Genomic DNA, 12,844 nt, shown 5'->3' on the forward strand with positions numbered 1-12,844 from the left:
GGGATCGATGATTTGAAAGGGCCTGTCCGCCTCCTCCTTGCCATTGCGACCGGGCTGACGCTCACGTTTTCGGGCGGCACGGCGGCGGCGGGCGTGTGCGAGCGGCTGCAGGCGGAGCTTGCCAACCTGCCCAAGGTGGTTGTCGATACCGCAAGCGCCCGCAAATATGCCGGCGCCATCGCCCGCCAGAACATCCAGCTTCGCAAGGCCCGGAGCGACCAGCGCCGCCTCGGCTGCTCGAGCGGCAGCATCCTCGTCATCGGCGGCGCGAATGCCGAGGCCTGCGACACGCTCGCCACGGTCATCGGCAAGATGGAGCGCAACCTCGACATCCTCGACAGGAAGCGGCGCGAATTTGCCGGTGGCACGTCCTCGCAGGGCAAGCGCAACCGCCTCACCGCCCTGCTCAAGAACAACGGCTGCGGCGACGAGGCGAGGGTCATGCCGGTCGCGGCGACCGAGACGCTGCGCGCGCTCGACGAAAAGCGCACCCTGCCGCTCGGCACCGCGCCGGAAGGCAGCGGGCGGCTGCAATTGCGCTCGCTCGGCGGCAGCAACGGCCACGGCAACCTGCGCACCGTCTGCGTGCGCACCTGCGACGGCGGCTTCTTCCCCATCTCGTCGGGCGCGACGCCGCTCGACTTCCGGCGCGACCAGAAGGTCTGCGCGATGATGTGCCCGCAGACCGAGACGGAACTGTTCTACCAGTCGATGACCAGCGGCCAGGAAACCGAGCAGATGACCTCCACCGTCACCGGCCGGCCCTATTACGAGATGCCGAACGCCTTCTCCTACCGCACGCGCGACCTCTCCAAGCCCGGCACCTGCGGCTGCAATCTTACGGCCTATTACCAGGAGATGATCAAGCGCGAGAAGGCGCTGAAGGGCGAGGGCGAAACGGCGCGCGCCGGCGCGGGAGACGACGCGGAGACCGGCTCGATCACCACCATCCGCACCCTGCCGAAGAAGGAAGAGACCCCGGTCAAGCTGCCGGCGAAGGTCGAGGAACGCGACTACGACCCGGCCAGCAGCAAGGTGCGCACGGTCGGCCCGGTCTTCCTGCCGGCCAACGAATCCGCCATCGACCTCGGCCGCCCGGTGGATGCCGGCGTCAACTGACGCCCTCCCCCGGCCAGCGCTCCTCGAACACCAGCTCTTCCAGCGGCAGGCGCTGCCGCCATCCCTTCACCGCCAGTTCCGGCTCGCCATAGAGCCGGTCGACGAAGCCGACGCAGAGCCAGGCGACGATCTCGACATGCCCGGGGATGCTGAGGATCGAACGGATGTCGCTGTCGTGGAAGATGCTGACCCAGCCGACGCCCACGCCTTCCGCCCGCGCCGCCAGCCACAGGTTCTGCACGGCGCAGACCGTGGAATAGACGTCCATGCGCGGATTGTGCGTGCGCCCGAGCACCACGCCGCCGCCGCGGGTCGGATCGCAGGTGATGCAGATCGACAGCGGCGCCTTCAGGATGCCCTCGAGCTTCAGAGCGCGATACTGCGCCTGCCGCTCGCCTTCGAACATCGCCGCCGCCTCGGCATTGGCCTTCAGGAAGGCCGCATGCACCGCCCGCCGTGTCTCTACGCCGCGCACCAGCAGGAAGTTCCACGGCTGCATGAAGCCGACGGACGGGGCGTTGTGGGCAGCCTGCAGCAGGCGGCCGACGAGATCGTCCGGCAGGGGATCGGGCAGGAACTGGTCGCGCACGTCGCGGCGCGTTTCGATGGCACGGTAGACGGCCTGCCTTTCCTCACGGGAAAAGGCGCCCGCCCGGACCAGAGGGTCCAAGGGTTCGCTTCGCATCGTCATCTCCCCAACAATGCGTCACAACCTGCCGCCGTCCGCGCGGTTCGGTCTATCGTGCCAGGCCGGTCTTCTGACTTCGGGTCACGCGGCCTGCACCTGCCTTCCCGGTTGAAAAACCAGTGGCAAAAGCCTGAATCGATTCAGGCTTTCATGGCGCAGACCATCCCCGTCACAGCGTTGGGCACGTTCCGGACCTGGGCCTTCCGCCCGCACCGGATTCCCGATTCTCCCGCCGAAGCGGGCACCTGACGCGAAGGATATGCGCACGGCGCGCGGGCGCGATCAAGCCCCGCGCGCGCCGCAAGCCGGCGCGTCTGCGCCCCAGACAGGCCTTGCCGGAAAGCCTATGGAAACAGGGCGCTGGGGAATTTCGGCACAGGCGGGTGCGAGCGGCCTCAAGCGGCGCGCGCCGCGCCGGCCTCGGCCACCGCCTCGCTGCCCATGTCGCCGGCATGGACGGCGCGGTTGCGACCGCCATTCTTGGCCGCATAGAGCGCCGCATCCGCCATCACCATCACGTCATGCAGGCTGCCGCCGTGGTCGGGGAACTGGGCGATGCCCGCGCTGCCGCCGATGGCCAGCAACTGCCCGTCATGGGCGATCGGAACTTGCGCATCGCGCACGAGGCCCTCGGCGAGTTCGAGGAGCGCCTCCCGGCTGAAGGCGCCGGTGAGCAGCACGGAAAACTCGTCGCCGCCGAGACGCGCGACCGAGCCGAGCGTGCCGATGCGCTCGGAAAAGCGCCGGGCGACGGCCTGCAGCACCGCATCGCCTGCCGCATGGCCGTGCCGGTCGTTGACGGCCTTGAACCGGTCGAGGTCGAGCGCGAGGATCGAGAAGGGCTGGTTCTCGCCCTTGCGGACGGCGCGGCGCACCTCCTCGTCGAAACCGCTGCGGTTCTTCAGCCCCGTCAGCGGATCGTGCCGCGCGAGGAAGGCGTTCTGCGCCTCGCTGCGCTGCAGCGCCTTGACGAGCGCGGAAAAGCGCAGCGTGACGAAGAGCATGACGCCGGCGAAGACCAGCACGAACATCGCGATCTGCGGCAGCGCCGATTTCCACACGAAGGTGCCCGGCATGTTCGGCCGCCAGGAGGCGACCATCGGATTGTAGCTGTCCGCGCCGACCGGCGTCATCACCAGCCCCGGCTCCTGCGTCACGATGGGCGTGAAGCCGAGATCGTGCACGCCGAGCCGCCGCTCGGTATTGGCCAGCATCTTCTGCGAAACGGGCTTGACGGTGATCAGCAGCGTCGGCTGCATCCGGCTGGCGGGAACGTAGAGCGACTTCGGAATGACGGCCTGCACGACGACGATGCTCATGACCCGGTCGATGAGGCGCATGCCCGAGACATGGATTTCCGGCAGCGCCGGCGTCAGGAGATCGGGATCCTCCTTGGCGCCCTTGACCTGCCAGCCGCCGCGATCGGGCGACAGCGCCTCGCGGTAGGCGCGCTCGGCCTTGAGGGTAAGGTCGCTCACCCAATGCAGCTTTTCGCGCGCCTTGCGTTCGGAGACCTTCTCGCCGCGATGGACGCCGAGCACCTTCTCGCCGCCCGGCGTGGTGAAGATCATCCAGGAGAAACCGAAATCGGCCCACATCCAGTCGCGGATATGGTCCCTTACGAAGACATCGCCCGGCATGCCGTCCTTCAGTTCGGCGAAGGTCTTGTCCCAGAAGGACAACTGGCTCTGATACTGCACCACCTGGTCGATCTGGTGGCCGAACTCGTTGCGCACCAGCGTGCGCTCGGTCTCGGCGACAAAACTGTCGGCCCGCTCGATCGCATAGTCGAGGACGAGATAATTCGCGACGCCGAACAGGAGGACGATCATCACCGCCGCCGTCCGGATCGCCAAACCAACTCCGCGTCGCCGCCTCGCGCGGCCCCCTTGTGCCTTGCCCGTCATCGTTTCCCTGCCTGTCCCCCGCCGGTTTTCCCGGCTTTGTTGAACGAAGGCTAGTTGAGAGACGGCAAAATTCGCTTAAGCGGGCTGGTGAGCGAAAACTTAACTCCGGCTGGCCGGATCTGGGAAGCCCGCCGGCTCCGTCTCCTCGCCCGCCGAGAGTTTCCGGCAGATCGACTGCATCAGCACGAGATCGCGCTGGTCGCGCCAGGTGGTGACGAAACCCCAGGCGAGGAGGAGCAGGATGCAGAGGAAGGCGACGCCGAGGACGACGAAGCCGCCGGTGGCAAGGCCGTAGAGGCCGAAAACCGCCGGCGTCGCGAAATAGGCGATCTGCGCCGAAAGCTGCCGTCCGGCCGAAAGGTCGCTCAGCGACCACAGCCGGATCAGCCGCATTTCCTCCTCGGTGAAGGCCGGGCGAGCGGCCGGCGCGTCGGCAGGCCCGTCCACGCCCTACCCCCGGTCGCGATAGCGGTTGGTGATCGGGTAGCGCCGGTCGCGGCCGAAATTCTTCCTGGTGATCTTCACGCCCGGGGCGGACTGGCGGCGCTTGTATTCGGCGATGTAGAGCAGGTGCTCGACCCGGTGCACCGTCGCCGCGTCGTGCCCGCGGGCGACGATCTCCTCGGTACTCATCTCCAGCTCCACCAGGCATTCGAGGATGTCGTCGAGCACCGGATAGGGCGGCAGCGAATCCTGGTCGGTCTGGTTGGGGCGCAGCTCCGCGGACGGCGCCTTGTCGATGATGTTCTGCGGGATCACCTCCCCCGTCGGCCCGAGCGCGCCCGGCGGCACATGCGCGTTGCGCCAGCGCGAAATGGCGTAGACCTGCATCTTGTAGAGGTCCTTGATCGGGTTGAAGCCGCCGTTCATGTCGCCGTAGAGCGTCGCATAGCCGACCGACATTTCCGACTTGTTGCCGGTCGTGACGACCATCGAGCCGAACTTGTTGGAGACCGCCATGAGGATGGTTCCGCGCGCGCGGCTCTGGAGGTTCTCCTCGGTGATGCCTTCCTCGGTGCCTTCGAAGAGCTCCGAAAGCGAGGAGAGGAAGCCGGTCACCGGCGCCTCGATCGGCACGATGTCGTAGCGGCAGCCGAGCAGCCGGGCGCAATCGGCCGCGTCCTTCAGCGAATCCTTCGACGTATAGCGGTAGGGCATCATGATGCAGCGCACCCGCTCCTCGCCGAGCGCGTCGACGGCGATCGCCGCGCAGATCGCCGAATCGATGCCGCCGGACAGGCCGAGCACGACGTTCTTGAAGCCGTTCTTGTTGACGTAGTCGCGGAAGCCGAGCAGGCAGGCGCGGTAGTCCGCCTCCTCCTTCTCGGGAATGCGCGACGTCGGCCCGCCGTCGCAGATCCAGCCGTCCGCACGCTTCTTCCAGGTGGTGAGCGCGACCGTCTCCTCGAACTGGCTCATCTGGAAGGCGAGCGACTTGTCGGCGTTGAAGGCGAAGCTGGCGCCGTCGAAGACCAGCTCGTCCTGGCCGCCGAGCTGGTTGGCGTAGAGCAGCGGCAGGCCGGTCTCGATGACCTGCTTCAGGGCGACCTGGTGGCGGATGTCGACCTTGCCGCGATAATAGGGCGAGCCGTTCGGCGACAGCAGGATTTCCGCGCCGCTCTCGGCCAGCGTCTCGCAGACGCCAAGCTCGCCCCAGATGTCCTCGCAGATCGGGATGCCGAGGCGCACGCCACGGAAATTGACGGGACCAGGCATCGCGCCCTGGTCGAAGACGCGCTTTTCGTCGAATTCGCCATAGTTCGGCAGGTCCACCTTGTCGCGCACCGCGATCACCTTGCCACCGTCGATGACGGCGACGGCGTTGTAGCGCCCCGTCTCGTCCTGCCGTGGAAAGCCGACGATGACGCCGGGACCGCCCCTGGCGGTGTCAGCGGCAAGATCGTCGACGGCGCGCCGGCAGGCCTTCAGGAAGGCGGGCTTCAGCACGAGGTCTTCCGGCGGATAGCCGGAGATGAAGAGTTCGGTCAGCAGCAAAAGGTCGGCGCCCTGCCGGGCGGCGTCCTCGCGGGCGGCGCGCGCCTTGGCGAGGTTGCCGGCGACGTCGCCGACGGTCGGGTTCAATTGCGCAACCGCGATGCGCAGCGTCGCCCTGCCCTGATCGGAGGTCATGTCTTGATCGGAAGTCATGTCTGCGGACCCATCTCCTGCTGGTGTCCGAGCCTGCGGCCGCGCGTCGCTGTCGCACTCTCGAACGGTCGACAAGCTCTTTAGAGCATGACGGGCGTTTTGGGAATGAAGGGCGGAACCTTTGCCGGCGCTTTCGGCGGAAATGTCCGGTTTTCAAAGGGTTCGACGCGCCACCGCGACCCTGCGGCGCAGGAACCAAAACAGGGGAAGAACGTTGCAGAAAACGTTCATCTCCTGTTCAAGATGACAACCGTATGACAGATACACGAAACTTTCATGAAATCTGGAGACGGCCTTGGCCCTGCTCACCTCCGCCACCGTGGCGATCAATGCAAGCGAAGAGATCGCCGTCGAGGCAGGCTTCTTCGCGCGCCACGCCAAGGCGCTCGCCGTCCTGCGTTCGCTTGCCGTTTCCGGGCTTCTCGCGCTCCTCACCGTCGTCGTCGTCGAACTCGTCACGCGCGGCTCGCTCGACCAGACTTGGATCTATTTCACCAGCCTCGGCCGGCCGGCCTGGACCACGACCGGCGTCTTCTTCCTGCTCTATCTCGCCATCGACGCCCTGATCGGCCGCCAGCACAAGGCCGTCCTGCTCGTCTCGCCGCTCGTCGTGCTGATGGGCGTGATCTCCCAGCAGAAGCAGGTCTTCCTCACCGACCCGCTCTATCCGACGGACCTGCTCTTCGGCCGCCAGATCCTGGAGCTGATGCCCGTTCTCGTGCAGGACCGCCCGTGGACGGCCGCCCTCATGGCGGTCGCCGTGCTCGCCTCCGTCGTCGGCCTCGTCAGTCTCTGGGTCTTCGCCTGGCGCCGTTTCCGGCCGCTGACCAAGAAGGAACGCCTGACGCGGCTTGCCATCGCGCTGCCGCTTCTCGCCGGCTTCGTGTCCATCATGGACTACAACCAGTTCTCCTGGGTCCGCGACCGGCTGAAGATCTTCCCGATCATGTGGGACCAGGCGGAGAACTATCGTCACAACGGCTTCGTCATGGCCTTCGCCATCAACCTGCCGATGGCCAATGTACAGACGCCCGCCGGCTACATGATCGACGCGATCGACAAGATCCCCTCCAAGCCCGTGCCGGCCGGCACGAGCCATCGCAGCAAGCCCGATGTCATCGTCGTCATGAGCGAATCGCTGTGGGATCCGACACGCCTCGAAACCGTGAAGCTCTCGGCCGACCCGATGCCCGTCATCCGCGAGAACCAGGGCGGCAGCGTCTTCTCCCCGGAATTCGGCGGCCTCACCGCCAATGTCGAGTTCGAGGCGCTGACGGGCTTTTCCAACGCCTTCCTGCCGACGGGCTCGATCCCCTACCAGCAATATGTGCGCAAGCCGATCCCTTCGCTCGCCACCTTCTTCCGGGCGGAAGGCTATACGGCACGCGCCATCCACCCGTTCTCCGGCTGGTTCTGGAACCGCACGAGCGTCTACAAGGCCTTCGGCTTCGAGACCTTCAAGGACGTCGAGAAGATGCCGCCGCTGGCAAAGCGCGGCAACTTCACCTCGGACGAGGCGCTGACGCGGGAGCTCATCCGCCAGGCGGACATGCAGGAGGACCCGTTCTTCTTCTTCACCGTCACGCTGCAGGGTCACGGCCCCTATGACGACGGCCGCTACGCCAAGACCGACATCGATGTCGACGGCCAGCTCGACGCCCGCAGCAACCGCATGCTGGCGAGCTACGCCCAGGGCGTGAAGGAAGCCGACAGCAGCCTGAAGATGCTAATGGACTGGGCGAAGACGCGCGACCGCGAGACGATCATCGTCGTCTTCGGCGACCACCTTCCGCCGCTCAACACGGTCTACAAGAATTCCGGCTACATGAAGGGCGTCACTGCCTCGCGCAAGGGCTCTCCCGAGCAGATGAAGAAGGAGCACGAGACCCCGCTCGTCATCTGGTCGAACAAGTCCGGCGCGCAAAAGGAGATCGGCACGATCAGCCCGGCGTTCCTCTCCTACTACGTCCTCAAGGAAGCCGGCTTCGAGCATCCCTATTACACCGGCTTCCTCGGCGCGGTGCACGACAGGCTGCGCGTCATCGACCGCTACATGCTGATCGACGCCAAGGGCAACGGCACGGCCGACTGGGCGCGCAAGAAGACGATCGATCCGCTGGTGCGCGACTTCCGCTTCCTGCAGCACGACATCATGTTCGGCAAGCAGTACGGCCTGGAACGCTTCTTCAATTCCCATGCGGAACTGATGGCCGCGGGCTCCTGATTTTTCCGAAGCGACAGCACGCCCGGGTTCCGGCTCCCCTGTCGGAGCCTGCCGAGCCGATGGCGCAGCGCCGGAGGAAATGACAACCGGGCAAAGATCAACGGTTGCATGTTTTCAAGAAAATCAATCTATAGGAGAAATTAAGACTCTGGGCGCACGATAAAGCTGCATCCATCGGGATGCGCAACAGCCTTGTCGTCGGACAATCCCAAGAAGGAGATGTCATGTACGCCCTGTCCCGTCTGTCGAAGGATCGCGCCGGCACGTCGGCGCTGGAATTCGCGATCATCGCCCCTCTCTTCTTCCTCATCCTCTTCACGCTGATCGCCTACGGCATCTATCTCAGCGTCACCCATGCCGTGCAGCAGGTGGCCGCGGATGCCGCCCGCACGGCGGTCGCCGGCCTCAACCAGACCGAGCGCGTCTCGCTGGTCAACCGCTATCTCGACGCCTCGCGGTTCGACTATGCCTTCCTCAACCGGACGAAGATGCGGGTCGTCGTCACCGACGATCCGGCCAATCCGGAACAGTTCACCGTCACGATCACCTATGATTCGGGCGATCTGCCGATCTGGAATCTCTTCACCTTCGCCCTGCCGAGCCCGACGATCGAACGGTATTCCACCGTGCGCGTGGGAGGGCTGTGAGCATGAAACGCCCCCGCAGCCTTCTTCGCGAGCGCGACGGCAATATCGGCACGCTCGCCGCCATCAGCCTGCCGCTGCTCATCTTCTCGCTCGCCCTCGGTGTCGACTACGGCTACCTCACCGTGCAGCAGCGCACGTTGCAGGCCGCGGCCGACCTCGCCGCCATCGCCGCCGCCGCCAATGTCGGAGAAGCGGAAAAATCCGCCGCCGGCTATTTCGCGCTGAACAACCTGCCCGTCACGGTGACGGGCAAGGACGGCACCACCATCCCGGCCGTGATGACGGCGGTCAATTCCAGGGTGACGCCGGCGACCGCCCTCGTCGAGCGCGGGCGCTACACCGCCGATCCGGACATCGCACCGGAAGAACGCTTCAAACCGGCGAGCGCCGATGCGGACGCCGCGCGGGTGACGCTCACCCGCGCCTCGGACCTCTTCGTCGCCGCCCTCTTCACGCCCAGATCGCCGCTTCTCTCGGCGACCGGCGCGGCCGCCCGCTCCAAGACGGCGGCCTTTTCCATCGGCACGCGCCTCGCCAGCCTCAACGACGGCATCCTGAATGCGCTTCTGGGCAAGCTGCTCGGCACCAACCTCTCGCTCAACGTCATGGACTACCGGGCGCTGGTCGATACCGACATCTCCGTTCAGCCGTTCCTGAAAGCGGTCGCCGCGAAGCTCGACCTGACGGCGGGCACCTATGAGGACGTGCTGAATGCCGGCATCACCATGCCCCAGCTCCTCGCCTCCATGCGTGCCGTCGAAGGCCTTTCCGGCCCCGTGCGCTCGGCGCTCCATCTCATCGAGCAGGCAACCGCCGCCAGCAAGGCGAAGCTGCCGCTCTCGCGCATCCTCAACCTCGACCCGAAGAAGGGCCTTGCGGTGGCGACCGGCGGCGACTGGAAGATGTCGATCAACGCGCTGCAGATGATCACGTCCGCGGCGGCGCTCGCCAACGGCGCGAACCAGGTGGCGCTCGATGTCGGCGCCGTCGTGCCCGGCCTTGCCGCGGTGAAGGTGAACCTTGCGATCGGCGAACCGCCGGTGGAAACGCCGGCACATCGGCTCGGCGCGCCGGGCAGCGCGGTGCGCAGCGCCCAGACGCGGCTTTCCGTGGAAGTGGGCATCGACGGCCTTGCCGCGCTCGCCGGCCTGCGCATCAAGCTGCCGCTCTATGTCGAGGTCGCGGCCTCGGAGGCGAAGCTCAGCGATATCCGCTGCTTCGGCGGCTCGCCGGTGAACGCCAATGTGGTGGTCGAGGCGGTTCCCGGCGTCGCCGAGGTCGCCGTCGGCAAGGTCGACCCGTCCGTCCTCTCGGATTTTTCCGACAAGGCGCGCGTGCAGAGGGCCCGGATCGTCGATTCCGCCCTCCTGAGCATCGACGCCATCGCCCATGCCGAGGTGAAGAATCTCGGCCGGACCCGCCTCACCTATACGCCGACGGAGATCGCCGCCGGAACGACGAAATCCGTCTCGACGCGGGACAAGCTCACCTCCACGGTCCGCACCCTCTTCGGCAATCTCGACGTCGACATCAACGTCAAGCTGCTCGGCCTGTCGATCGGCATCCCGGGCATCACGTCGGCGCTCGGCAGCACGCTCGGCGCCGTGACGCCCGCCATCGACGAACTGCTCTACAACCTCCTGATCCTCGCGGGCGTCCGGGTCGGCGAGGCGGATATCCGCGTCACGGGTGTGCGCTGCCAGCGCCCGGCATTGGTTCAGTAGAGCGGGAAAAGCGGCAAGAGAGGAAAAAAGTGCGCCTCAATGGCCCTGCGCATATTGCGGCGCGCCGTCCTCGATCTCGTAATAGTCGCCCTTGTCGGCGCAGAAGATGTGCTTGCCGATAACCAGTCCGGTCGGCTGGTCGAAGGTGCCGGCCATGATCGAGGTATAATCCGTATTGTCGCCCTTCCAGAACAGGGCCGAACCGCAGATGCGGCAGAACCCCCGCCCCGCCGTGTCGCTCGCCCGGTACCAGGTGACATTCTCCCCGCCCTCGACCGCCATCGCATCGTCGCGCACATTGGTCGCGGCGTAGAAATGTCCGGTCTGGCGTCGGCACTGGCTGCAATGGCAGGCGATCACCTCGCGCAGCGGCCCGCGGGTGCGAAAGCGCACCGCGCCGCAAAGGCAATGCCCCGTATGCTCTTCACTCATGCATTCCCCCAAACGAAAACCGGGCCAGCTTTGCGAGCCGGCCCGGTCCTGTCAAATTCACATTCCTGAATGTTTGCATCAGTTCCGCTAATCTACGGGACCGAAGCATGAACGGATGGCGATCAGCCGTTCACAACCATACGTTTTTCATCACGGCCGCCCTTCATGCGCTCGGCAAGAAGGAAGGCGAGCTCCAGCGCCTGGTCGGCATTGAGGCGCGGATCGCAGTGCGTGTGGTAGCGGTCGGCGAGGTCGTCGCCCGACAGCGCCCGCGCGCCACCCGTGCATTCCGTCACGTCGTTGCCGGTCATCTCGACATGGATGCCGCCCGGATGCGTGCCTTCCGCGCGGTGGATCTGGAAGAAGCTTTCCACTTCCGACAGGATCCGCTCGAACGGGCGGGTCTTGTAGTTGTTGAGCGTGATCGTGTTGCCATGCATCGGATCGCAGGACCAGACGACCTTCTTGCCTTCCCGCTCGACGGCGCGGATGAGCTTCGGCAGGTTCTCGGCCACCTTGTCATGGCCGAAGCGGCAGATCAGCGTCAGGCGGCCCGCCTCGTTCTGCGGGTTGAGCAGATCGATCAGTTCCAGCAGGTTGTCGGCGGTCAGCGACGGGCCGCACTTGAGGCCGAGCGGGTTCTTGATGCCGCGGCAATATTCGACATGCGCATGGTCGGCCTGGCGCGTGCGGTCGCCGATCCAGATCATGTGGCCGGAGGTCGCGTACCAGTCGCCCGAGGTCGAATCGACGCGGGTCAGCGCCTGCTCGTAGCCGAGCAGCAGCGCCTCATGGCTGGTGAAGAAATCGGTCTCGCGCAGGCCCGGATGGTTTTCCGCGCTGATGCCGATCGCCTTCATGAAATCCATGGTCTCGGAAATCCGGTCGGCGAGCTTGCGGTAGCGCTCGGCCTGCGGCGAGTCCTTGACGAAGCCGAGCATCCACTGGTGCACGTTTTCCAGGTTGGCATAGCCGCCCATCGCGAAGGCGCGCAGGAGGTTCAGCGTCGCGGCAGACTGGCGATAGGCCATGATCTGGCGTTCCGGGCTCGGCACGCGGGCCTCTTCCGTGAACTCGATGCCGTTGATGATGTCGCCGCGGTAGGACGGCAGCGTCACGTCGCCCTGCTTCTCGATGCCCGAGGAGCGCGGCTTGGCGAACTGGCCGGCGATGCGGCCGACCTTCACGACGGGCTGCTGGGCGCCGAAGGTCAGCACCACGGCCATCTGGAGGAAGGCGCGGAAGAAGTCGCGGATCGTGTCGGCGCCGTGTTCGGCGAAGCTTTCGGCACAGTCGCCGCCCTGCAGCAGGAAGCCGTTGCCTTCCGCCACGCTGGCGAGCGAGGCCTTCAGGCGCCGTGCTTCGCCGGCGAAGACGAGCGGCGGAAACTTCGAAAGGCGCTCTTCTGTCGCCGCCAATGCGGCGAGATCGGGATAGTCAGGAACCTGCTGGATGGGCTTGTGCCGCCAGCTACTCGGGGTCCAATTCTCTGCCATGATGCTCACCTGTCCTGATGCGCCCGCAATGACCGGGGGCGCCACGTCCGTTTGAAGATGCGGGCTTATAAACCGTTAGATGGGTCTTGCATAGCCGCAGTTCCAGCAGCAAAGACGCATTTGCGACGGTTGCGCCCTCCGCTCCGGGACAGGCTGTAGAGCACCGGGGGCGACGGGTCTGGCCTAGAAGCGACGCAGGATTGCACGCGAGGCAACGCCCCGGTCCGGCAGGACCCGTCGCGTGCCCCTTGGCTCCGGCCGGCCGCGACCGTTGAGGAGGCGCGAAAGAAGCGCGCTCACCGTCTCCAGGCCCCGCCAGGCTTCCGCTTCCAGCGGATCGGACAAGGGATCCGTCCGGCGCCTCCGCATATCCGTCTCCGCCCTGTCGAGGGCGATCATCCATTCCGGGCTCATGATGGCCTCCTGTTTCGGTGTCCTTCCCGAGATAGCGACCGCTTC

11 protein-coding genes and 1 riboswitch are annotated in these 12,844 nt (G+C 66.0%); of the genes, 4 read left to right on the plus strand and 7 right to left on the minus strand.

All coding sequences use genetic code 11. The annotated features are described in order from the left end of the window. The first annotated feature begins 12 nt into the window (after positions 1-12). Positions 13-1,119 (plus strand): DUF2865 domain-containing protein, encoded by a 1,107-nt coding sequence (locus shn_RS09915; RefSeq protein WP_168168903.1) that lies wholly within the window; start codon positions 13-15, stop codon positions 1,117-1,119. Here the strand turns inward: shn_RS09915 and bluB are convergent. The 4 genes from bluB to shn_RS09935 form a co-directional block, all read right to left on the minus strand. Continuing rightward, the gene (gene bluB / locus shn_RS09920) at positions 1,112-1,804 is read right to left on the minus strand and encodes a 5,6-dimethylbenzimidazole synthase (RefSeq protein WP_064330251.1); all 693 of its coding nucleotides are present in this window, start codon (positions 1,802-1,804) and stop codon (positions 1,112-1,114) included. The genes shn_RS09915 and bluB overlap by 8 nt on opposite strands. 45 nt (positions 1,805-1,849) lie before the next feature. After that, positions 1,850-2,071, minus strand: a riboswitch (cobalamin riboswitch). Between the two features lie 131 nt (positions 2,072-2,202). Further along, complete coding sequence (locus shn_RS09925) at positions 2,203-3,663, minus strand: diguanylate cyclase domain-containing protein (protein ID WP_064330252.1); 1,461 nt, start codon at positions 3,661-3,663, stop codon at positions 2,203-2,205. A 150-nt stretch (positions 3,664-3,813) separates the two neighbouring features. Next, positions 3,814-4,161 (minus strand): ammonium transporter, encoded by a 348-nt coding sequence (locus shn_RS09930; RefSeq protein WP_145925896.1) that lies wholly within the window; start codon positions 4,159-4,161, stop codon positions 3,814-3,816. 3 nt (positions 4,162-4,164) lie between these two features. Next, the gene (locus shn_RS09935) at positions 4,165-5,844 is read right to left on the minus strand and encodes an NAD+ synthase (protein ID WP_064330254.1); all 1,680 of its coding nucleotides are present in this window, start codon (positions 5,842-5,844) and stop codon (positions 4,165-4,167) included. Positions 5,845-6,157: 313 nt separating this feature from the next. Between shn_RS09935 and shn_RS09940 the strand changes: the two genes are divergently transcribed. The 3 genes from shn_RS09940 (at position 6,158) to shn_RS09950 (ending at position 10,457) form a co-directional block, all read left to right on the plus strand. Beyond that, positions 6,158-8,086 carry an LTA synthase family protein gene (locus shn_RS09940; RefSeq protein WP_084437901.1) on the plus strand — a complete coding sequence of 643 codons (1,929 nt, stop codon included), beginning with the start codon at positions 6,158-6,160 and terminating at the stop codon, positions 8,084-8,086. Positions 8,087-8,310: 224 nt separating this feature from the next. Further along, positions 8,311-8,733, plus strand: a complete 423-nt coding sequence (locus tag shn_RS09945) for a TadE/TadG family type IV pilus assembly protein (RefSeq protein WP_064330255.1) — start codon at positions 8,311-8,313, stop codon at positions 8,731-8,733. Positions 8,734-8,735: 2 nt separating this feature from the next. Next, a complete protein-coding gene (locus shn_RS09950; RefSeq protein ID WP_064330256.1) occupies positions 8,736-10,457 on the plus strand; it encodes a pilus assembly protein TadG-related protein in 1,722 nt (573 codons plus the stop codon). Between the two features lie 36 nt (positions 10,458-10,493). On the opposite strand, the gene shn_RS09955 is transcribed toward shn_RS09950, so the two are convergent. The 3 genes from shn_RS09955 to shn_RS09965 all read right to left on the minus strand — a co-directional run bounded on the left by shn_RS09955 (position 10,494) and on the right by shn_RS09965 (position 12,799). Next, positions 10,494-10,889, minus strand: a complete 396-nt coding sequence (locus tag shn_RS09955; RefSeq protein WP_064330257.1) for a GFA family protein — start codon at positions 10,887-10,889, stop codon at positions 10,494-10,496. A 122-nt stretch (positions 10,890-11,011) separates the two neighbouring features. After that, positions 11,012-12,385 carry a class II 3-deoxy-7-phosphoheptulonate synthase gene (locus shn_RS09960; RefSeq protein WP_064330258.1) on the minus strand — a complete coding sequence of 458 codons (1,374 nt, stop codon included), beginning with the start codon at positions 12,383-12,385 and terminating at the stop codon, positions 11,012-11,014. 183 nt (positions 12,386-12,568) lie between these two features. Then, positions 12,569-12,799 (minus strand): hypothetical protein, encoded by a 231-nt coding sequence (locus shn_RS09965; RefSeq protein ID WP_145925897.1) that lies wholly within the window; start codon positions 12,797-12,799, stop codon positions 12,569-12,571. Between the last annotated feature and the right edge of the window lie 45 nt (positions 12,800-12,844).

Origin of the sequence: Shinella sp. HZN7, from assembly GCF_001652565.1 — a bacterium.
In the GTDB taxonomy this organism is placed as follows: domain Bacteria; phylum Pseudomonadota; class Alphaproteobacteria; order Rhizobiales; family Rhizobiaceae; genus Shinella; species Shinella granuli.

Excerpts from the sequence above, each read along its gene's own strand:
- bluB (WP_064330251.1), bottom strand. The coding sequence starts at position 1,804 with ATGCGAAGCGAACCCTTGGACCCTCTGGTCCGGGCGGGCGCCTTTTCC.
- shn_RS09935 (WP_064330254.1), bottom strand. The coding sequence starts at position 5,844 with ATGACCTCCGATCAGGGCAGGGCGACGCTGCGCATCGCGGTTGCGCAA.
- shn_RS09945 (WP_064330255.1), top strand. The coding sequence starts at position 8,311 with ATGTACGCCCTGTCCCGTCTGTCGAAGGATCGCGCCGGCACGTCGGCG.
- shn_RS09950 (WP_064330256.1), top strand. The coding sequence starts at position 8,736 with ATGAAACGCCCCCGCAGCCTTCTTCGCGAGCGCGACGGCAATATCGGC.
- shn_RS09955 (WP_064330257.1), bottom strand. The coding sequence starts at position 10,889 with ATGAGTGAAGAGCATACGGGGCATTGCCTTTGCGGCGCGGTGCGCTTT.
- shn_RS09960 (WP_064330258.1), bottom strand. The coding sequence starts at position 12,385 with ATGGCAGAGAATTGGACCCCGAGTAGCTGGCGGCACAAGCCCATCCAG.
- shn_RS09965 (WP_145925897.1), bottom strand. The coding sequence starts at position 12,799 with ATGAGCCCGGAATGGATGATCGCCCTCGACAGGGCGGAGACGGATATG.